This window comes from Haloarcula limicola, from assembly GCF_010119205.1.
GTDB lineage: Archaea > Halobacteriota > Halobacteria > Halobacteriales > Haloarculaceae > Haloarcula > Haloarcula limicola.
In genome coordinates, this window is sequence record NZ_WRXM01000001.1 from 449,160 (window position 1) to 469,192 (window position 20,033).

16 protein-coding genes are annotated in these 20,033 nt (G+C 64.6%); 12 read left to right on the plus strand and 4 right to left on the minus strand.

Going from position 1 to position 20,033, the window contains the following annotated elements; translation table 11 throughout:
* Positions 1-42 precede the first annotated feature (42 nt).
* The 3 genes from GO488_RS02335 (at position 43) to GO488_RS02345 (ending at position 3,869) form a co-directional block, all read left to right on the plus strand.
* Positions 43-1,404 carry an ABC transporter substrate-binding protein gene (locus GO488_RS02335; RefSeq protein WP_174242480.1) on the plus strand — a complete coding sequence of 454 codons (1,362 nt, stop codon included), beginning with the start codon at positions 43-45 and terminating at the stop codon, positions 1,402-1,404.
* 2 nt (positions 1,405-1,406) lie between these two features.
* Positions 1,407-3,317 (plus strand): HAMP domain-containing protein, encoded by a 1,911-nt coding sequence (locus GO488_RS02340; protein WP_162316195.1) that lies wholly within the window; start codon positions 1,407-1,409, stop codon positions 3,315-3,317.
* 75 nt (positions 3,318-3,392) lie between these two features.
* Complete coding sequence (locus GO488_RS02345; protein ID WP_162316196.1) at positions 3,393-3,869, plus strand: hypothetical protein; 477 nt, start codon at positions 3,393-3,395, stop codon at positions 3,867-3,869.
* Positions 3,870-4,054: 185 nt separating this feature from the next.
* Here the strand turns inward: GO488_RS02345 and GO488_RS20045 are convergent, their stop codons facing one another.
* A complete protein-coding gene (locus GO488_RS20045; RefSeq protein WP_277814704.1) occupies positions 4,055-4,177 on the minus strand; it encodes a hypothetical protein in 123 nt (40 codons plus the stop codon).
* A 1,365-nt stretch (positions 4,178-5,542) separates the two neighbouring features.
* Here GO488_RS20045 and GO488_RS02350 point away from each other — a divergent pair.
* Positions 5,543-5,965 carry a DUF5805 domain-containing protein gene (locus tag GO488_RS02350; protein ID WP_162316197.1) on the plus strand — a complete coding sequence of 141 codons (423 nt, stop codon included), beginning with the start codon at positions 5,543-5,545 and terminating at the stop codon, positions 5,963-5,965.
* On the plus strand, positions 5,962-7,002 hold the full coding sequence (locus GO488_RS02355) for a tyrosine-type recombinase/integrase (protein WP_162316198.1): 1,041 nt from the start codon (positions 5,962-5,964) through the stop codon (positions 7,000-7,002). The genes GO488_RS02350 and GO488_RS02355 overlap by 4 nt, the downstream gene beginning before the upstream one ends.
* Before the next feature lie 474 nt (positions 7,003-7,476).
* Here GO488_RS02355 and GO488_RS02360 read toward each other — a convergent pair whose 3' ends face one another.
* Positions 7,477-8,253, minus strand: a complete 777-nt coding sequence (locus GO488_RS02360) for an HpcH/HpaI aldolase family protein (protein WP_162316199.1) — start codon at positions 8,251-8,253, stop codon at positions 7,477-7,479.
* A gap of 319 nt (positions 8,254-8,572) precedes the next feature.
* Here GO488_RS02360 and GO488_RS02365 point away from each other — a divergent pair, with 319 nt between their 5' ends.
* The 5 genes from GO488_RS02365 (at position 8,573) to GO488_RS02390 (ending at position 14,903) form a co-directional block, all read left to right on the plus strand.
* Complete coding sequence (locus GO488_RS02365) at positions 8,573-9,670, plus strand: Gfo/Idh/MocA family protein (protein ID WP_162316200.1); 1,098 nt, start codon at positions 8,573-8,575, stop codon at positions 9,668-9,670.
* A 100-nt stretch (positions 9,671-9,770) separates the two neighbouring features.
* Positions 9,771-11,048: a sugar ABC transporter substrate-binding protein gene (locus tag GO488_RS02370; RefSeq protein WP_162316201.1), complete on the plus strand. Its 1,278-nt coding sequence runs from the start codon at positions 9,771-9,773 to the stop codon at positions 11,046-11,048.
* Between the two features lie 24 nt (positions 11,049-11,072).
* Positions 11,073-12,134, plus strand: coding sequence for an ABC transporter permease (locus tag GO488_RS02375; protein ID WP_162316202.1), 1,062 nt, complete (start codon positions 11,073-11,075; stop codon positions 12,132-12,134).
* 78 nt (positions 12,135-12,212) lie between these two features.
* Positions 12,213-14,021 carry a thiamine pyrophosphate-binding protein gene (locus GO488_RS02385; RefSeq protein WP_162316204.1) on the plus strand — a complete coding sequence of 603 codons (1,809 nt, stop codon included), beginning with the start codon at positions 12,213-12,215 and terminating at the stop codon, positions 14,019-14,021.
* Positions 14,022-14,105: 84 nt separating this feature from the next.
* Positions 14,106-14,903, plus strand: coding sequence for an ATP-binding cassette domain-containing protein (locus GO488_RS02390; RefSeq protein ID WP_162316205.1), 798 nt, complete (start codon positions 14,106-14,108; stop codon positions 14,901-14,903).
* 28 nt (positions 14,904-14,931) lie between these two features.
* Here GO488_RS02390 and GO488_RS02395 read toward each other — a convergent pair whose 3' ends face one another.
* Positions 14,932-15,369, minus strand: coding sequence for a universal stress protein (locus tag GO488_RS02395; RefSeq protein WP_162316206.1), 438 nt, complete (start codon positions 15,367-15,369; stop codon positions 14,932-14,934).
* Positions 15,370-15,411: 42 nt separating this feature from the next.
* Positions 15,412-16,482: a 2,3-butanediol dehydrogenase gene (locus GO488_RS02400; RefSeq protein ID WP_162316207.1), complete on the minus strand. Its 1,071-nt coding sequence runs from the start codon at positions 16,480-16,482 to the stop codon at positions 15,412-15,414.
* A 228-nt stretch (positions 16,483-16,710) separates the two neighbouring features.
* Between GO488_RS02400 and GO488_RS02405 the strand changes: the two genes are divergently transcribed.
* Together GO488_RS02405 and GO488_RS02410 are read left to right on the plus strand one after the other, a co-directional pair.
* Positions 16,711-17,469 carry a hydroxypyruvate isomerase family protein gene (locus tag GO488_RS02405; protein WP_162316208.1) on the plus strand — a complete coding sequence of 253 codons (759 nt, stop codon included), beginning with the start codon at positions 16,711-16,713 and terminating at the stop codon, positions 17,467-17,469.
* Positions 17,470-18,059: 590 nt separating this feature from the next.
* Positions 18,060-20,027, plus strand: a complete 1,968-nt coding sequence (locus GO488_RS02410; RefSeq protein ID WP_162316209.1) for an archaea-specific SMC-related protein — start codon at positions 18,060-18,062, stop codon at positions 20,025-20,027.
* Positions 20,028-20,033: the final 6 nt, after the last annotated feature.

The window sequence follows — 20,033 nt, forward strand, 5'->3', positions numbered from 1 at the left end:
ATTCTCCAAAGGCTTTTGTACCACTATTTTACACAAGTGTCTATGGGTCGTAGGCAAGTGAGTGGCGGGAAGCCCCTTTCTCGAAGGCGATTTATCCGAGCGGCGGGGGTGTCCGGCGTCGCCGGGCTGGCCGGCTGTGGCGGAGGCAACGGCGGCGGTGGCGGCACACCCACCGCAGAGCGCATCGGTAACTACCCCGTGACCGGGGAGACCGTCGCGTTCGGCTTCAACGTCGCGCGGTCGGGACCGTTCTCGACGACCGGCGAGGAGGAACTCCGCGGGCATCGCCTCGCGGTGAAACACATCAACGAGGGAGGGGGGTGGGTCGATACGCAGTACTCCGGCCAACTGACCGGCGACGGGTTGCTCGGCAAGACCGTCGAGCCGGTGGTCGGCGACACGGAGAGCGACCCCGACACCGCTCGCGCCTCCGCGAATTCGATGATAGAGAACGACGACGTCATCATGCTCTCGGGGGGGTCCACCAGCGACACCGGTCTCGCGCACCAACGACTGGCCGCCGAGAAGGAGGTCATCTTCATGGCGACGATGACGCACATCGATACGCTGACCGGGGCCTCCTGCAACCGGTTCACGTTCCGCGAGCTGTTCAACGGCTACATGACGGCGAGGGCGCTGAAGCCCGTTCTCGTCGACGAGTACGGCGAAGACGTCGACTTCTTCCAGATATACTCACAGGACGACTGGGGGAGCGCCCAGAGGGACCTGATGAAGCGGTCGCTGACGGACGCCGGCTGGACGCCCGTGGGAACGCTGAGCGCTCAACTCGGCACGCGGGACTTCAGCCAGTACGTCTCCGACATCGAGAACGCGAGCGAGGACGTACTGATCCTCAACCTCCGCGGTCTCGACGCCGCGAACGCCGTGCGAGCGATCCGCGAGGCGTTCCCCGAGGAGAATATCGTGATTCCGCTGTACACGCGAGCCGTCGCACAGACCGCGGGCGGAGCGATCGAGGGCGTCATCGGAACCATCGAGTGGGACCCCTCCATCGAGACGCCCCTCTCGGAGGAGTTCCGGTCGGCGTTCAGCAGCGAGTACAGCGGCGGAACGGGGTCGGCGTCGTCGTCGATCCCGTCGGGGCCGGCTCACGTCGCGTACACGCAGACGTTACAGTACGCCTACGCGGCCCAGAAGGCGGGGACGTTCGACCCGAACGCGGTCATCTCCGCGCTGGAGGGACTGGAGTACGGGGCCGGAATCGGGTCGGAGACGCTACGGGCGTGCGACCACCAGTCCATGCGACCGGTGCCGGTCGTCCGCGGACGGCCCGGCGACCAGCAGGCGTTCGGACGGTACTACAATCTGATAAACACGACGCGGGACGCGATGTACCCGTGTAGCGAAGGCCCGGCGGCGGAGTGTTCGCTGGACGGTAACTGACTATGAGCTCACAGGACACGACTTCGGCAGGGGAATCGGGAATCGACGACACCAACGGCGGCCTCGTGGCGACGGTCGTCCCGGACGCGATTCGTCGGAACTTCGCACTGAAGTTCGCTATCGTGCTGATGGTCATGGCGCTGTCGGTGGGCGCGATCGGGCTGTTCGCCACGGGACAGATTCAGACCTACACCGAGACGCAGGTGACCGACGAGTACCAGGGGATCGCTCAACAGGAGGGCGACATCATCGAGCAGTGGTTCGAACGAAACCGCCTGTCCGCACAGTTCGTCTCCTCTAGCGGCGTCTGGGCCGCCGACGACACTGAGGATCTCCGGGCGGAGCTCCGGAACCGGGAGGCGGGGCTGTCGGCCGACGTGGCGGACGTCCACCTCGTGGAACGCCGTATCACCGGGACGTCTATCGTCGCCAGCACGTCGCTGAGCGCCGGCACGAACGTCTCGGACGTGCGTCGCGGCTGGACCGACGGGCCGGAGTTCGACCGCGCGGGCGAAGTTGTCAACTCCGACGTCTACCGGACCCAGACCGGTCCGGTCGTCGGGTTCATGAGTCCCGTCGACGCGACGCAGAACCGCTACATCGTCATCGAGTACTCGCTTTCGGGGATCACCGAGTCCCTCCGAGGGTCCGAACGGGCGGCGGGCGGGTTCACGCAGGTGGTCAACGCGTCTAGCGTCGTGATGTTCGACGAGCCGACGGGCGAGAACAGCGCCATCGGCGAGGACACGCTGCGGCCGTACGCCGAGAGCGACGGCGCGCTCCAGCCGATTCGCGCGGCCAACGAGTTGCGCGGTGGCGACCGAGAGGCCGGTGTCGTCGCCGCCATGCCGGCCGGTTCCGTCCTCGACGAGCGGTACACCGTCGGTTACTCGCCGATAGCGGGGACCGACTGGGTCGTGCTCGTCCACGCGCCGTACTCGGCCGTCTTCGGATTCGTCGAGAACGTCCAGCTGTACGGCCTCGTCGGCACGGCGCTGATGGTACTGCTCATCGGCGGCGTCGGGGCCGCGCTGGGGTACAACACGGCGACGTCGATCGACCGCCTCACGCGCAAGACCGAGCAGATGCGTCAGGGGAACTTAGACGTGGACATCTCCACCAATCGCATCGACAACGTCGGTCGGCTCTACGCCGGGTTCGGTGACATGCGTGACGCGCTCAAACAGCAGATAGACGACGCCGAACGCGCCCGGAAGGAGGCCGAGGTGTCCCGCGCCGAGGCGATGGAGATGAACAACTACCTCCAGGAGAAAGCCGAGGAGTTCTCCGACGTGATGGAGGCCGCCGCCGCCGGCACCCTCACCGAGCGGATGGACACCGACGGCGAGAACGAGTCGATGGACCGCATCGCGGGCGAGTTCAACGGGATGATCGCCGAACTGGAGAAGACGCTCGGCCAGCTCAAGAGCTTCGCCGACGAAGTCGCGGAGTCCGGTGACGTGGTGCTCACGAGCGCCGAGTCGGTTCGGGACGCGTCCGAACAGGTCGCGGCGTCCGTCCAGATGATCTCCGACGACGCCTACGACCAGAAGGAGCGCCTGCAGGCCGTCTCCGAGGACCTCGATCACCTCGTCGAGACCCTGGAGCGGGTCGAAGCGGAGAACCCCGACGTCGACCTGGGGAGTTCCGTCGAGCAGTTCCGGACGATGGCGACCTCGCTACAGGCGGCCGCGGACACCAGCGAAGACATGATGGCCGAATCCGAGAACGTCGCCGGGGCCGCAGAGGAGCAAGCCGCCGAACTCAACGAAGTCTCCGCTCGCGCCGAACAGCTCAAGCGCTACGCCCAGCCGCTGGGCGACATCCTGAACCGCTTCGAGACAGAGGCCGAACACGAGTTCGTCTTCTCCGGCGGTCCCTCGCAGGGGCTGGCCGAGAACGACGACCGGTAACCACTCGCCGCGCGATCTGATTTTCCGCTTTTCCGCTCCGGAACCGATTTCCCACGGCCCCGAGTAGCTTCGGCGATGCCCACCGACGATACGGGCGACCCGACCCCCGAGGACTACGTCGAGTATTGCCAGACGCAAGCCGCCCTCCTCGCCGGCCGGATCGAGACGATGCGCGAGGACGTCGACGAACTGCTGGCGGACGTCGAGGCCGAGACCGCAGCGGTTCGCGAGGAACTCGACCGAGCGCAGACCGAATCGCCGACCGGCCCGGCCTCGCCCGACGCCGGCCGCGACCCCGAGGCAGACGTCGAGGCCATCGAGGCGAAACAGGAGACCATCCGGGAGAAACAGGCCGCCATGGAGACGTATCGCGACCTCGCCGACGGCTACGCCGACCTCGCGGAGCGGCTGTTAGACGACGAGTTCGACGCGAGCGAGGCGCTCGTCGAAGTCGTCCGCTTCGAGACTGAACGCGACGCCCCCGCGTGCTTCGACCGGACGACGCTCGCCGAAACAGTCGCCGACGCCGCCGAAGACGAGCAGAGCGAGTGATTGCGCGACGAGACCCGTTCTTCGCGACAGCCTCCTCTTTCCGTCTCTGTCAGGAGCAGGAATTCGTGGCAGTTTTAGTATAGCACTATACGATTTACGAGTTCGTAGCGCGACAGACCAGTGTGATCAATTCTAGTTGCTATTCTATCACTATTGCAGTCTCGATGGAAAAGAACAGCCGCTGACTACGACTCGAAGGTATAGCCGATCAGGTACTTGACGAGATAGAAAGAGCCGACGAGCCCGACCAGCATCGCGACGAGGACGATGACGATCATGTAGAGGCGGACGAGAGCGGGGTCAGCCATCGATACCGTCCCTCCCCGCCGCGGTCGTTTCCGGAGCTGCCGAGTGCATACATCGCGCTATCGCTCGGAGACGGGAAGCGATTTCGGATTGCGCACCCCGCAGCGATTCGAGACCACGAACTCGCGCGAGCATGACGGTGTCCCCCTCGTAATCGAAGACCTACGGCCACAACTGCTACTCTCGCTACAGGCTGGAAGTCACCGTTCGGCGCTCGAAGCTGTATTCGACTCTCGGAGACGCCACTACCCGGTCGGGGACTGATCACGTGTCTCGATGGGAGGCACGAGGATAGCCGGGCAGTACCGAACCGTATCCCTTGTGGGAAATAATCGTCTGTGGATGGCATCCCGCTCCGTGTATTCCCGATCGCGACTGAGAACCAGTAGTGTCGGTGGTAGCGTAGACGACGGTGTATCGAGACCCAGCGCAGGGATTCGACTCCCGGTATACGGCGACGAATGCAGAGCGAATACTGGGAACGCGAATACGATCAGGCGGATAGGCGCTGCAGCGTCCCACAGCATCGGGTCGTTACGATGGGATCCCCTGAAACCGCGGGTGAGGTGCTATCTCTCGGGCGATAAGAGGCCGTCTCGTCGGATTCGTTACGGACTTCCGCCGCCGGCAGTGTTGCGTCGCCGCTTGGGTCCAACGCCCCGTAGCGACGTGGTTTCGAGTTCGTTCTATGCTCGGCGCGGCTAGCAGCTATCAGTTACCGCTCTATCTACGGTTTCGCTTACGGCTCACTCCCGACAGCGGGAGGCTAAAACCGGGTAGTTGAGCGATCGGGGTCTCACCCCTCTCACAGTTCAGAGGGAGAATGAGACTGGCGGGTCTCCCCGGGAGCTTAGATAGAGGCCCCGCTACTCGTATTGAACACCACTGTCTCGTGAACCACTCGATTACGGTGAGCGAGTGTTCATCGGAACTATCCACACGAATGTCGTCGACAGCCCCTTCTGTCAATACCTCGCCATCGAGAGATAGAAACCGATTCTCACCCAAGATCCGACCGCTAATCGAGCGTCTCTACAGTCCACTGTGAGGTGCCCTCTAAACAACAGTCGAGCCATCTCACTCCTTCCATCGGAGCACGACCGGTCGGGTTTCAGGGGGGAGAAGGAACTCGAGCTGTGACGGAAGCGCGACGAACCGATACAGATCGACTCGACTTCGAACGGAGCTGCCAATATTTAGATGCGTAAGTATGGGCACATCAAAATCCCTGCCTTCCCGGCGTGCACACTTTTATTTGTGTATATGAGTACAGAATGCCGGCTATCGAAGTACTAGACTCCCAAATAAGTGTGTTTATCCGTACGAATGGGATTAGATTGAAGTGGACACGCAGAGAGGGGGAGGATATGGCAGTAGACGGTGATGGAGACGAACGGACCTCCGTTCGGACGTACGTGCCGGCCTACCAGAAGGAACTGTGGCGCGAACACGCCGACGAACTCGACATGAGCCAGAGCGAGTTCGTCCGAACGATGGTGCAGGCGGGCCGTAGCGGTTTCGAGCCCGCCGAATCGGGATCGACTGATGGGACCAGCGAACCGTCCACGGCCGAGGAACCCACTTCTCCGAACGCAACCCCTGGGGTTGACGGGTTGAAAGACCGTGTCCAGGCTGTTCTCGCTGACGGCGACCCACACGACTGGGACGAACTGCTCGCGGAGCTCACCGACGACATCGAGGAGCGTCTCGACCGGACGCTCCAGGAACTCCAGTCGTCGGGCCGGGTTCGATACAGCGGCCGCCACGGGGGGTACGTCCTGGACGAATGAGCTCTGATGCCGCCGACGCTACGGACGAAGAAGACCCGATCGCATATTTCCTCGACGACATTACCTATCACGGAAAGAGCGACCGAACGCGGGCGTTCTACGAGCGAGTGCTGCGGGACTTCGAGGCGTTTCTCACCGAGGGCAGTCGACCGGTCCCGGTCGCAGAGGCGTCACACCGGGACTGCATGGCGTACGTCCACGGGCTCCGCGGCGAGAAGAGCGAGAGCACGATCGCCACGTACGCCTCGTATCTCCACCGCTTCTTCGCCTACATGATACAGGTCGGAACGTTCGAATCGAACCCGATGGCGCTGGTCGTCAAGGAGATGGACGAATCGATCAACACGGACCCGACGCGCCGCGAGATCGGCGTCGCACCGATGCGAGAGTTCGTCGCAACTGTTCGCCATCCGCTCGAACGCGCCGTCGTCGTCACGCTGCTCAAGACGGGGATGCGCGTCGGCGAACTGTGTAACTTGGACGTTCGGGATGTCCACCTCGAGACTCCTGGACCACGCCCCGACGTGCCCGTTCGCGCCGGGCTGGACGGTCGCCCCGACTCGCTGTACGTCTCCGCGTCGCCGTCTCGCGGGCAGGTCTCTAACGGCGAGGAACGGACCGCCTCGAACAAGCGCAAACGGGATACGACGATACCGATAGACGGCGAACTCGCCCGCGTCCTGCGGTACTGGCTGGCGATTCGGCCGGATACGCGCTCCTCGGCGACGCCGCTGTTCGTCTCTACGAGCGGCGAGTGGGGAGCGCGCCTCACACCCGATATGGTGCATCACCTCGTCGAGACCCACGCCCGCGACCGGGGCTGGTATCGAGACGGCGGCGGTGCCGAGGAGAACGTCACGCCGCATTACTTTCGACACTTCTTCACTACGCACCTGCGCGACCGCACCGGCGACCGCGGGGTCGTGAAGTACCTCCGGGGTGACGTCGCACAGGACGTCATCGACACGTACACGCACGACTGGGGTGACCGGGTTCGGGACGTCTACGAGGCGAATATCTACTCGTTGCGGGTATAGCGCCGAATTCTGTCGTTCTCATTCCGACTGTGGTCTGGCTCGTAGAGGACTCATGAATGCTATGTCGCTATATAGAATCGAGCGGCAAACCTCTCGAACCGTACTGAACGCGCTTTCGGGAGAGATGAAAATATCAATAGTACGCGCGTTATCTGACTGCAGTCTCTCCAAATGTGACGAGAAAGCGCAGCGACCCCCCATTCTGTGAGATGGAACCGAGAACGTTCGTAGGTGACGAACGGCTCTCTGGTACCGTCGAAGAAGCGACTTCGTGTACTCTCAGAGAACAGACTGGCCTGAGTTCCGTACTCTCGAAAAGCGGGTCGTACTTCGGAACGGTCTTTACCGAGGTCGGGTTACTCGTTCGGCGATGCCGAACGGGTATACGTCGCGTTTATCCGAAGCACCCCGTGGCAGATTGTTCGAGGAGCGACCGCCGTCCGCAAGTTGTCTATCGACGACGTACGACGGTCGTCACTCGGTCGAGGCAGCGGCCTCTTCGTATTCGTCGATCGCCGTTTCGATCCCATCCATCAGCAACGAGACGTCCTTTCCGGCGATGAGGAAGTCGAACCCCTGTGCGACCCGCTTGGGTATGTCCCGGACGTCGACGGTGAGCGTGCCGACGGGGACGTCGGCGGCGTTGCCCGCACGGACGACGGCTTCGATGGCGCGGTCGAACTCCTCGGAGTGCCACTCCCCGAAGAGATCGAGGGCCGCCGAGAGGTCCGCGGGACCGACGAACAGCGCGTCGATGCCGTCCACGCGTGCGATTTCCGCGACGTTGTCGAGGCCCTGCTGCGTCTCTATCTGCGCGACGGTCAGGATAGAGCCGTTGGCCGTCCGGACGTATTCCTCGAAGTTGCGGCCGTAGCCGGTCGCGCGACTCCCGGCGATACCGCGAATCCCGTCGGGGGGATAGCGGAGCGCCCGGACGAGGGCGCGGGCCTCTTCGACCGTGTCGATCATCGGAACCATGACCCCGGCGACGCCGATATCGACGATCCGTTTCAGCCTGACCGGGTCGTTCCACGGAACGCGAACCACCGTCTCGGTGTCGCCCCCGGCGGCGTCCACGCCGCGGGCCATCCCCTCGACGGTCTCTGGGCACATCGCCGTGTGTTCCATGTCGACGAGGACGAAGTCCACGTCGAGTCCGGCGGCCGCTTCCGCCACGGTCGGATGCCCGATGGAGAGCCACGTTCCGAGCGGCTGATCGAACGCTTCGATGGCGCGCTTGATACCTGCCATATCACGTCCTCGAGGCGAGCGATGCGGCTGGACCTGATGCCACCGGCGAGCCCGTACAGTGCATGTTATTATCTACCATTGCAATTTGGGATGGGGCTACAAAAGCGTTGAGGGTCGGTCGCGAACAGAGCGGCTCCCGCCGCTGTCGCGCACCGTCGTAAAGAGCGTCGCGAGAGCGGCGTCGCGCGGACTAGGTTTTTGCCGTCGGGCGTCGCAGTGCGAGTCGTATGACCAGACCGATCTCCGGTAGGAGCGCCGGGTTTCGACGGACGAACGAAACGAAGACGACCGCGCCGAGTGCGGACGGAAGGCGGTACCGATGACGTACGACGTCGGCTTCGTCGGGTACGGGCTGATGGGGAAGGCCCACGCGAACGCGTTGGCTCGCCTGCCGATGTTCTTCCCGGACGCGCCGGCGACGAACCGGCGGATCATCGCCGGTCGCGACGAAGACGCGCTGGCCCGGGCGGCGGAGCGGTACGGGTTCGACCGGACGACGACGGAGTGGCGAGACGTCATCGACGAGGTGGACGTCCTCTACAACCTTACGCCGAACGACCTCCACCCCGAGCCGTCGATCGCGGCGCTCGAAGCGGGCGTCCACGTCCTCTGTGAGAAGCCGCTGGCGTCGACGCTCGACGCGGCCGAGGAGATGGTCGCTGCCGCAGCGAACTCGGCCGCGCAGGCCGCCTGTGCCTTTAACTATCGGTACGTGCCCGCGGTGACACTGATGAAACGGCTGGTCGAAGAGGGCGCACTCGGCGAGATTCGACATTTCCGCGGGACGTACTTACAGGATTTTCAGGCCGACCCGGAGGATTCGTGGATCTGGCGCAACGACGCCGACGTGGCGGGCTACGGCCGCGTCGGAGACGTCGGCGCGCACACGATCGACCTCGCCCGGTGGCTCGTCGGCGACGTCGAGCGAGTGGCCGGGACGCTCTCTCGGTTCGTCGAGGAGCGGCCCCATCCCGACGACGGGACGCCGACGCCGGTGACGACGGACGACGCCTACGGCGCGCTCCTGCGGTTCGAGTCCGGCGCGCAGGGCGTTATCGAGGGGTCTCGCGTGGCGACCGGCCACAAGAACACCAACGCGATCGAGATAATTGGCACCGACGGGGCGGTCAGATACGACGTCGAGCGGTTCAACGAGCTCGAACTCCGCGGTGCGGACGACCGGGGGTTCCAGCGGATCAGCGTCACGGAGCCGTCGGACCCCTACATGGACGCGTGGTGGCCGGCGGGTCACGGCATCGGGTGGGAACACTCGTTCGTCCACGAGAACTACGAGTTCCTCACCGCCGTCGATGCCGGTGAGGGTTACGAGCCGGGCTTCGCCGACGCCTACGCCGTCCAGACGGTCGTGGACGCTATCGTCGAGAGCCACGAGAACGGTTCGTGGACGACGGTCTGAGTTACTGACGCGACGGTCGACGGACATTTCGCGTATCTACGACGATCTTTTGAGAAAGATATTTATATCGCGTGAGCGAACAATCATGCGTGTTAGACCCATGGTAAGCGATAGCCATTGTGACGGACGCGTCTCGCGGCGAAAGTATATCACCGCAGTCGGAATCGGCGCCACAGTCGGCCTTGCCGGCTGTGGCGGCGACGGTGGTGATGGCAGCGACGGCGGTGACGGCGGCGGTGGAACCGCGACGGGCGACGGCGGCGCTACCACCGGCGGCGAGACCTCGACCACGGGTAGCGGCGGCGGAGAGTCCTACCGATTCGGGTTCTCCATCAAGAACATGAACAACCCGTGGCTGCAGGTATTCCGCAAGATCGGGGAGGTGTACGCGCAGGAACTGGGCCACGAGATCCAGGTCACACAGGCCGGCGGGCAGGCCCAGCGACAGATTCAGAACGTCAGGAGCATGCTGAACAGCGGCATCGACGGCCTCCTCATCAGTCCGTACTCCTCGGACGCCGCCGTCGGCGTCATCGAACGCGCCGCCGAACAGGGTGTGCCGGTGTACACGGCCAACTCCTCGGCCCCGACCGACGCCATCGAACTGTTCACCGGATTCGGGAGTTTCAACGCCGGCTACCGCGCCGGCCAGCTGATGGTAGAGGCGCTGAACGACACCTACGGCGGGAGCCGTGTCGTCGACCTCGTGGGCGACCAAGCCGACCAGTCGGCCGTCCGGCGGAGCGAGGGGTTCCGGCAGGCCATCAGCGAGGCCGACGGCGTCGAGATCGTCCAGGTCATCTACAACAAGGGTTGGAGCCAACAGGCGGCGACCCAGAACCTGAGCGCGTTCTTAGAGAGCGACAGCGACATCGACGGCATCTACGCCGTCTGGGGCGGCGGCGCGCTCGCTGCGGTCAACGTCTTGGACCAGATGGGGATGCTCACCACGATGGACGACACGGAGAACTACATCCCGATCATGAACATCGACGGGTTCCCGGGCGTCCTCGACAACATCAGGGAGGGGTACATCCACACGACGCTCCAGCAGCCGATGCCGTTCTACGCGCCCATCTCGATGGAGTACATGATCCACCAACTGGACACGGGCGAGGCCGCTATCCCGCAACCCGACAGCGAGGTGACGGCCGCGGACTCCGCGAACCTCCCCAACGAGGTGGCCGTCCAGAACATCGAGTACAACGGCGTTCAGCCGCTGTCGAACAGTTACTGGTCGCCGGGGACGGTCACGCAGTGGTCCTCGGGCGACACGAACTACTACCCGTGGCTGCAGCCGAAGACCGTCGCCATCACGCAGGAGAACGTCGACGCGGAGTACCTCTGGGGCAACTACGCGAGTGACCTCCTCGGCTAACGAACCCGGAAAGTACGCATTCACATGAGCATTCGAGACCTCGACTGGAGCGAGTGGTTGGACCGGACGAGCGGCGAGGGAACGAAGTGGCTCCTCTGGGGCCTCGACAACATGATCTGGCCCATCGTGGTCGTCACGTTCGCCATCTTCGCCGTCCTGATGCCGCAGGTGTTCACCTCGGCGAGCAACATCCAGTTCATGCTGTATTCGAGCGCGGGGCTGGGAGCGCTCGTGCTCGCGGAGTCGCTGTGCCTACTCAGCGGGAACTTCGACCTCTCTATCGGCTCTATCGCGGGCTTCTCCTCGATGGTGACGGCGCTGTTCTTGAACACGTGGTTCCCGGGGACGCCGGGGCTCGTCGGCGTCGTCCTAATCCTCTTCATCGGCGGCGCGATCGGGCTCGTCAACGGCGTCTCCATCGGCTATTTCGGCATCAACCCGTTCCTGCAGACGCTCGCCTTCTTCATCATCTTCCGCGGGGCCGTCTTCCTGCTCTCGACGATAACCGTCGCGCCCCTTCCGGAGTCGTATCTGTTCGTCGGCGGCGCGCTCATCGGTGACCTACCGGGCCTCGGCGGCGCGGACTCGCTGTGGATATTCGGCGGGATCCCGATAGCGGTGCCGCTGATAATCGCGCTCTACGCCGGCGTCTGGTTCGTCATGAACTACCGGCGCATCGGCCTCGCCATCATGGCGGTCGGCGGCGACGAGAACGCCGCAGAGGAGGCCGGCATCCCGCGCGAGCGCGTCCTGCTCATCGTCTTCACCGCCTCGGGCGTCCTGAGCGGGCTCGCGGGCCTGCTGTACACCGGCTACCTGAGCGCGGCCCCGCCGGGTCTCGCCGAAGGCGACCTGTTCCCGGCGTTCGCGGGCGCGGTCATCGGCGGCATCAGCCTCGACGGGGGCCGCGGCGACATCAAGAACGCCTTCGGCGGGATGTTCCTCCTGACGATGATTCAGGTCGGACTGGTGCAGGTCGGCGTCGGCGGCGACGCCATCCAGTTCATAAACGGCCTCGTCCTGCTGGTCGCCATCTACCTTTACACGACCGAGTCGAAGATCCGCCGTCGCCTGCTCTCCACCTGAACGGTCGCTTTTCGGCCCCGGAATGATGCTTGCCAACACCCCACAACCTATAAGAGCGCAGTTGCCGAATCTCTCGCCATGGTTCGCCTGAACGGCAGTGAAATCATCGCCGAGTACCTGGAGCGAGAGGGCGTCGAGTACATCGTCGGCATTCCGGGCCACGGGAGCACGCTGATGATCGACGCGTTCAACGACTCGTCGGTGGACGTGGTCCAACCGCGTCACGAGCAGGGAGCGGCACACCTCGCGGACGGCTACGCCCGTGTGAGCGGCGATCCGCTGGTCGTGTTCACCTCAATTGGTCCGGGTGCGACGAACACGGTGACGGGCGTTGCGACTGCGTTCGTCGACTCGGTGCCGATGGTCGTCCTCACCGGCGGCCCGCAGACCCACGAGTACGGACAGGGCATCCTCCAGGAGATAGAGCGCAAACGCCCCGGCGACTTCCCGAACGTGATGGAACCCATCACGAAACAGACGTTCCAGGTCCACGACGTCGAACAGTTGCCCCGGACGCTTCGCCGGGCGTTTCAGGAGGCGGTGACGGGACGGCCCGCGCCGGTCCACGTCGAAATCCCGATGGACGTACAGGCCGCCGTCGCCGACGTGGACATCCCGGACCCGACGCGCTCGCGGGCGCAGTATCGGCCGGCCGGCGACCCGCGAGCGGTCTCCGAGGGGACGGAGCTGCTGATTGACGCCGAGCGCCCGGTCATCGTCGCGGGCGGCGGCGCGATGCTCGCCGAGGCGTGGGACGAGGTGCGCGAACTCGCGGAGTTCCTGCAAGCGCCGGTCAGCCCGACGTTTCAGGGGAAGGGCATCGTCCCCGAGGACCACGACCTGTTCGTCGGCTACGCGGGCGCGTGGGGGACGACGGCCGGCAACGAGCTCTGCAGCAGCGCCGACGTGATCCTCGCGCTGGGCTGTCGGTTCTCCGACCTCCACACGTCGTCGTTCGACCCCGGCGTGAGCTTCGAGATCCCGCCGACGAAGCTCGTCCACGTCGACGTCGACAGCCACGAGATCGGAAAGAACTACCCCGTCGAGGTCGGCGTGCAGGGCGACGCCAAAGTCGTCGCCCGCCAGCTCCGCGACGAGCTGGAAGAGCGCACCGACCCCGTCGGCACCGAGGACAACGAGTACTACGAGGAAGTACAGCGCCGCTGGGAGGACTGGGAAGAGCGCATCGAGGAGCGCCATACCGACGACTCGGTACCGCTGAGCATGGCCCGCGTGCTGGGCGGCCTGCGCGAAGTCCTCGACCGCGACGCGATCGTCACGTCGGGTGCGGGCCACCCGCAGGACATCACGAACCCCGAGTTCCCGGTGTACGAACCGCGCTCGAACATCTCCGCGGGCGGGTTCTCGACGATGGGCTTCTCGCTGCCCGCGTCGATGGGCGCGAAGCTCGCCGCGCCGGACAGACAGGTCGTCTCGGTTCAGGGCGACGGGAGCTTCCTGCACTGCAATCAGGAGCTCATCGCCGCGGTGCAGGAGGACATCGACGTGAACGTCCTCGTGCTCAACAACCACGCGTGGCTCTCGATCCGGAACCTGCAGGTCACCCAGTCCGGCTGGGACCGCGTCATTGCGACGGAGTTCGACGAAGAGCACGACTACGACGCCGTCGGGATGGCCGAGTCGATGGGCGTCGAGTTCGCCGAGCGCGTCTTCGAGGCCGACGACCTCGATTCGGCGCTCGAAGCGATGGTCGAACACGACGGTCCGGCGCTGGTCGAGGCCGTCGTCGAGCGCGATTCGACGGAGACGGGCGGCATCATGACCGGCGCGTGGCACCTCCCGGGGCTCGGCGAGGGCTACGAGGCCGGAGAGCGCCCCGGCGAGGAGAGCGCCGAAGCGGAGGAAGAGGCCGCCGGCGACGACTGATTCGCCGCTCCGGAGCGGCCTGTCTAGCGGGCCGAGACCGCGCTGCGGGAAACGCTTATGTGACCGAACGGTGTAACGATTCTCATGGTTGACGGTAGCACGGATAACCTCGTGGAGATGCGCGGCATCGAGAAGCACTTCGGCCGCGTCGTCGCGCTGAACGGCGTCGACCTGGAAGTACGGGAGGGCGAGATAATGGGGCTGCTCGGCGACAACGGGTCGGGGAAGTCCACGCTCATCAAGACCCTCGTGGGCGTCCACCAGCCGGACGCCGGCGAGGTGTACATCCGCGGCGAACGGGTCCGCATCTCGAACCCGAAGGAGGCCCGCAAATACGGCATCTCGACGGTGTATCAGGACCTCGCGCTCGTGGATACGCTCTCGGTCTCGGCGAACCTGTTCCTCGCTCGCAACCCGATGAAGAAGTTCGCCGGCGTCTCCGTCGTCGACTGGGACACGATGAACGAGCAGTCAGAGGAGATCATCCGCAGTCGGCTGAACCTCGAGATCGACCCGACGGCCCGCGTCGAGTTCCTCTCGGGCGGCGAGCGACAGGCCATCGCCATCGCCCGGTCGCTCGTCACCGACCCCGACCTCGTCATCATGGACGAGCCGACCTCCGCGCTGTCGGCCGACTCGGCGCGGCGGGTGCGCGAGCTCGTCCGGACGCTCAACGACGAGGGCATCACCGTCCTCCTCATCACGCACAACATGGACGAGGTGTTCGGACTCACCGACCGCGTCACCATCCTCGACAGTGGCGACCTCGTCGGCACGGTCGACACCGACGCGGTGACCAAAGAGGACATCGTCCAGATGATGGTCTCCGGGGAGATGCCCGCCGATCTGCGGACGGCCTCTGACACCGAGGCGCAGGCGTAGTCATTACCGCTCTATCTGATGTCTCACTTCACTCCATCACGAGCGTCACCGGCACGTCGACGCTCAGGAGGACTTCCTGTGCTGTATCGCCGAAGACTGCCTTGCCCGTCGGCGACCGCCGACGGCCGGTGAGGAAGACGTGCGTGCAGTCGAACTCCTCGACGGCGGCGACGATCCGCTGGGCCGTCTCGCCGAACGCGCCCTCGACGGCGAAGTCCACGTCGTCAGCGAGCAGTTCTCTGCCGAGGTCGCCGGCGAACTCCTCCGCGCCCTCGATACCGGACCGATAGTTGTGATCGATCCCGGTGAGTTCGCGCATCCGCTCGCGGACGGCGCTGCCGTCAAACGTATCGGTGACGTGAAACAGGAGCAACTGCGCGCCCGACCCGCGGGCGAAGTCGCTGGCGACGTCCAGTAACTCTCTGACGCGCGGTTCCGGTTCTACGACGACGAGTGCACGCGGCATACGGTAGCTGATGACATAGACGGACAAAAAACGATAGGGCCGTCAGGGCGAGACGAGCACCTTGACGTGGCCGTTCTCCGGGTCGCCGATGGCCTCGAACCCCTCCTCGACGATGTCGTCCAGGTCGATGGTCGCCGAGACGAACGCGTCGGTGTCGACCTCGTCGGCCGCGAGCGACCGGATGACGGCGTCGAACTCGGAGCGGAACGACAGCGGCGGGTACGCGTAGGTCTGGCTCCCGAGCACCGTCCGCTCGGTGGTGACGATCTCCTTGAGGTCCGTCGAGGTCTCCTCCTCGAAGACGGCACCCACGGTGACGGTGCCGCCCCGGCGCGTACTCTTTACGGCCGCGTTGAACGAGGGGTCGACGCCGGCGTACTCGAAGGCGGCGTCGACGCCGCCCGGTGTCTCCGCTTTGATGCGCTCTACGGGGTCCGTCGAGAGCGGGTCTATCGTCACGTCCGCGCCCAACTCGGCCGCCTTCTCCCGGCGGACCGCCTGCGGTTCGGAGACGAACAGACGCTTGATACCCGCCGACTGCGCCGCGTGAACGACCGTGAGGCCGATCGGGCCGGCCCCGAAGACGGCGGCGGTGTCGCCGGGACTGATGTCCGCTCGGCGAACCGCGTGGAGGCCCACGGCGAGCGGCTCGACCAGCGCCCCGTCTCGCAGCGATACCTCGGCGGGCAGTTCGTGGACCTGCTGTTCCGGGACGACGGCGTTCTCGGCGAAGCCTCCCGTGTCCGTCTGGAGGCCGATGGCCGCGGCGTTCTCACAGAGGTTGTACCGCCCCTCCTCGCAGTAGTAACACTCGCCGCAGGGGATGTTCGGCTCGACGACGACGCGGTCGCCGACCGAGAGGCGCGATACGTCTGCCCCCACCTCCGCGATTCTCCCGGTGAACTCGTGGCCGAGCGTCAGCGGGAGCGTCTTCCCGGTCCGGGGATGGGGCTCGTCCGGGACGAAGATCGGGCCGCCGAGGTACTCGTGGAGGTCCGTCCCGCAGATACCGCACCACGCGACGTCGATGCGAACGTCCGAAGGGCCGACCTCGTCCGCCGGTACGTCTTCGATGCGAACGTCTTCCGGTCCGTGGTACACTGCTGCTTTCATGGTTGGAATCGGAAACGATCGGCTGGTGACCGAGCGTATCGACGCGTTCGTCGCCCCGTCGCATAAGGTTTCGGCCGCCCGAGAAGCCGAATTCACAAACGGGGCAAACGCTATTGAGTGGGGACGCCAATCGCCGTCCGTGATGTCACAACGTAGCGACCGAAGCGGCAGGCGTACCTCCCGACGACTACCCAGGAGATTCCACGAATCGAACCGGAGGCGAGACTGATGCCGGCGCTGTCGGTCTGTCTGGAGATGCTGTACACCGACCGAGCCTTCATCAACCGCTTCGAACCCGTCGCCGACCTCGGGGTCGACGCCGTCGAGTTCTGGACGTGGCGGGACAAGGACCTCGATGCCGTCGAACGAGAATTGGACGCACACGGTCTCGACCTCGTCGGGATGGTGGGCACGGAGGGACCGCTGACCGACCCCGAACGCGTCGACGAGACGGTGGCCGAGATCGAGCGGTCGGTCGAGGTCGCAGCGGACCTCGGCTGTCCGACGCTGTTCGTCCTCACGGGCGACGAACGGGACGATATCCCCAGAGAGCGACAGCGCGAACTCGTCGTCGAGGGACTGACGGCCGCTGCGCCCGCGGCGAAGGCGGCCGGCGTCACGCTGGTCCTCGAACCGCTGAACACCGCCGTCGACCATCCGGGGTACTTCCTCGAAGCGGCGGCGGAGGGGTTCGATATCGTCCGGACCGTCGATAGCCCGGCGGTGGAACTCCTCTACGACGTGTATCATCAGCAGGTGACCGAGGGGAACATCATCGAGACGGTGACAGAAAACGTCGAGGAGGTCGGGCACATCCACGTCGCCGACGTTCCCGGTCGGTGCGAACCCGGGACCGGCGAACTCAACTATCCGAATATCGTCGAAGCCATCGACGACGCCGGGTACGAGGACTACTTCGGCTTCGAGTTCCGGGCGGAAGAGGACTCGGACGAGGCCGTTCGGGCGGGACTCTCGCTAGGGAAATGATCTCGTTCGCCGGAGGACCGTCGAACGAAGTTCCGGTCGCTCGGCCGTCCACTCCCTTCGAACGGCGTCTACGGGATACTGCTCTCGAAGGCATCTCTGAAAGAGGTTCGGCCCTCGCGAACAAGTATTGGTACCAGGGAACATGGATTCGACACTGCTCCCGGGGTTCATCGCGTTCGGAGTGACGGGCCGTCCAGCGGATTACAGCGAAGCGCACGCCCCGGATAGACCGCTGAGACGGTCGTCGCCGCGTTCGAGTCTGCCGAACAGCCGTCGCGACGCGACGGAGAGCGGGGTCGGACCGTCTCCGTATCGTTCTGAGACCGACGTTGATCGGACACTCGATTGGATGCGGCGAAGAGTAACACTATCGATGAGGGTACCGATTGCCAGCCGCCCCTGCTCGCCGAACCGGTAGCGTCCCGGGTCGAGCGCCAGAATAATAATGTACGTACTTTTGTTATTTAGTTGCGATCGAAAACGACGCTATGTTCGTTGTGGGGTTGCTCTCAGTGGCGAATCCCGTTGAGACAGCCAATGATGCGTAGGATGTAAGAAGATTTATTACACTACAGAGTCTTGCCATCGATATGTCTACATCAGAGGAACTCGCAGAAAATGCCAGATTTGCCGTCGAGAATATCGGTGGCATCGACGAGGCCGAACTCTCCGTCTCGAGCGGTGTGACGGTCCTCTCGGGGAAGAACGCCACCAACAGGACGTCCTTCCTGCAGTCGATCATGGCCGCGATGGGGAGCCGCCAGGCGACGCTCAAGGGCGACGCGGACGAGGGGAGCGTCGAGATGGAGTTCCGGGGCGAGACGTATAAGCGAACGCTCACTCGGGCCGGCGACAGCCTCCAGTTCTCGGGCGAGGGCTACCTCGACGACTCCGACGTCGCGGACCTGTTCGCGTTCCTCTTAGAGACCAACGAAGCGCGCCAGTCGGTCGCCCGCAGCGACGACCTCCGGGACATGATCATGCGCCCGGTCGACACCGAGGCGATCAAACGCGAGATCGAGGAGCTAGAGGAGGAGAAAGGCGAGATAAACGAGGAACTGGCCACCATCGAGTCCCGACAGCGCGACCTCCCCGACCTCGAACAGCGCCGGAACTCCCTGCGCGAACAGATCGAGGAGAAGCGCGAGGAACTCGCCGCAAAGGAAGAGGAGATCGACGAGAGCAGTCGGGACGTTCAGGAGAGTCGACGGGAACAGGAGAAGCTCGAAGAGAAGCTCGACGAACTCCGTTCGACCCGGTCGGACCTCGAATCGCTGCGGCAGCAGATAGAGTCTCAGGAAGCGAGCGTCACCTCGCTCAACCAGGAACAGAGCGAGCTCGAAGACGAGTTCGAGGACCTCCCGGACGCGCCGATGGGCGATAAGGACCACCTCGAGAGCGAGATCGACCGGCTCCGGGAGCGACGGCAGGAACTCAACAGCGACATCTCGGATCTGCAGAGCCTCATCCAGTACAACGAGGAGCGGATCGAGTCGGGCGACTACGACGTCCTCGATACCCTCGAAGGCGACGGCGGCGAAACCGCGGACGGCGGTGCCCTGACCGAGCAGCTGCTCGACGACGGTGACGAGGACCAGGTCGTCTGCTGGACGTGTGGCTCCACCGTCGAGCAGGAACAGATCGAGTCGACCATCGACCGCCTGCAGGACCTCAGAGAGGAGAAGCTCTCGGAGCTCTCGTCGGTGAAAGACGACCTCGAAGAGCTGAAGAGTGACCAGCGCGAGGCCGAGCAGAAACAGCAGCGACGCGAGCAACTCCAGCGGAAGATCGACGACATCGAGGACGAACTCGATCAGCGCACCGAGCAGATCGATTCGCTGAAAGAGCAGCGAGACGAGCAGAAGTCCGAAGTCGAAGACCTGGAGACGGCCGTCGAGGACCTCGAATCCGAGGACTTCGAGGACATCCTCACGCTCCACAAGGAGGCCAACCAGCTCGAGTTCGAGATCGACAGCCTCGAATCCGACCTGGACGACGTCAGCGAGGAGATCGAGGAGATCGAGGGTCGGGTCGACGACGCCGACGACCTGCGCGAGGAGCGCGACGCCCTCATGGACGAACTCACCGACAAGCGGACGAAGGTCGGACAGATCGAGGAAGACGCCGTCGAGGCGTTCAACGAACACATGGAGGCCGTCCTCGATATCCTCGGCTACGAGAACCTCGAACGGGTCTGGATCGAACGGCTCGAACGGACGGTTCGAGAGGGCCGTCGGAAGGTCGAGAAGAGCGCCTTCGAGCTTCACATCGTCAGAAGCACCGAGAACGGCGCGGCCTACGAGGACACGGTCGACCACCTCAGCGAGAGCGAGCGCGAGGTCGTCGGCCTCATCTTCGCGCTGGCGGGCTACCTCGTCCACGACCTCCACGAGACGGTGCCGTTCATGCTGCTGGACTCGCTCGAAGCGATCGACTCGGACCGCATCGCCGCGCTGGTCGATTACTTCGCCGACTACGCCGACTTCCTCGTCATCGCGCTCCTCGAAGAGGACGCGCAGGCGCTCGACAGCGACTACGAGCGCGTCACCACCATCTGAGCACAG

What these genes read in the sequence shown, in the direction of transcription:
- GO488_RS02335 (WP_174242480.1), top strand. Translation starts at nt 43, where the DNA reads ATGGGTCGTAGGCAAGTGAGTGGCGGGAAGCCCCTTTCTCGAAGGCGA.
- GO488_RS02340 (WP_162316195.1), top strand. Translation starts at nt 1,407, where the DNA reads ATGAGCTCACAGGACACGACTTCGGCAGGGGAATCGGGAATCGACGAC.
- GO488_RS02345 (WP_162316196.1), top strand. Translation starts at nt 3,393, where the DNA reads ATGCCCACCGACGATACGGGCGACCCGACCCCCGAGGACTACGTCGAG.
- GO488_RS20045 (WP_277814704.1), bottom strand. Translation starts at nt 4,177, where the DNA reads ATGGCTGACCCCGCTCTCGTCCGCCTCTACATGATCGTCATCGTCCTC.
- GO488_RS02350 (WP_162316197.1), top strand. Translation starts at nt 5,543, where the DNA reads ATGGCAGTAGACGGTGATGGAGACGAACGGACCTCCGTTCGGACGTAC.
- GO488_RS02355 (WP_162316198.1), top strand. Translation starts at nt 5,962, where the DNA reads ATGAGCTCTGATGCCGCCGACGCTACGGACGAAGAAGACCCGATCGCA.
- GO488_RS02360 (WP_162316199.1), bottom strand. Translation starts at nt 8,253, where the DNA reads ATGGCAGGTATCAAGCGCGCCATCGAAGCGTTCGATCAGCCGCTCGGA.
- GO488_RS02365 (WP_162316200.1), top strand. Translation starts at nt 8,573, where the DNA reads ATGACGTACGACGTCGGCTTCGTCGGGTACGGGCTGATGGGGAAGGCC.
- GO488_RS02370 (WP_162316201.1), top strand. Translation starts at nt 9,771, where the DNA reads ATGGTAAGCGATAGCCATTGTGACGGACGCGTCTCGCGGCGAAAGTAT.
- GO488_RS02375 (WP_162316202.1), top strand. Translation starts at nt 11,073, where the DNA reads ATGAGCATTCGAGACCTCGACTGGAGCGAGTGGTTGGACCGGACGAGC.
- GO488_RS02385 (WP_162316204.1), top strand. Translation starts at nt 12,213, where the DNA reads ATGGTTCGCCTGAACGGCAGTGAAATCATCGCCGAGTACCTGGAGCGA.
- GO488_RS02390 (WP_162316205.1), top strand. Translation starts at nt 14,106, where the DNA reads ATGGTTGACGGTAGCACGGATAACCTCGTGGAGATGCGCGGCATCGAG.
- GO488_RS02395 (WP_162316206.1), bottom strand. Translation starts at nt 15,369, where the DNA reads ATGCCGCGTGCACTCGTCGTCGTAGAACCGGAACCGCGCGTCAGAGAG.
- GO488_RS02400 (WP_162316207.1), bottom strand. Translation starts at nt 16,482, where the DNA reads ATGAAAGCAGCAGTGTACCACGGACCGGAAGACGTTCGCATCGAAGAC.
- GO488_RS02405 (WP_162316208.1), top strand. Translation starts at nt 16,711, where the DNA reads ATGCCGGCGCTGTCGGTCTGTCTGGAGATGCTGTACACCGACCGAGCC.
- GO488_RS02410 (WP_162316209.1), top strand. Translation starts at nt 18,060, where the DNA reads ATGTCTACATCAGAGGAACTCGCAGAAAATGCCAGATTTGCCGTCGAG.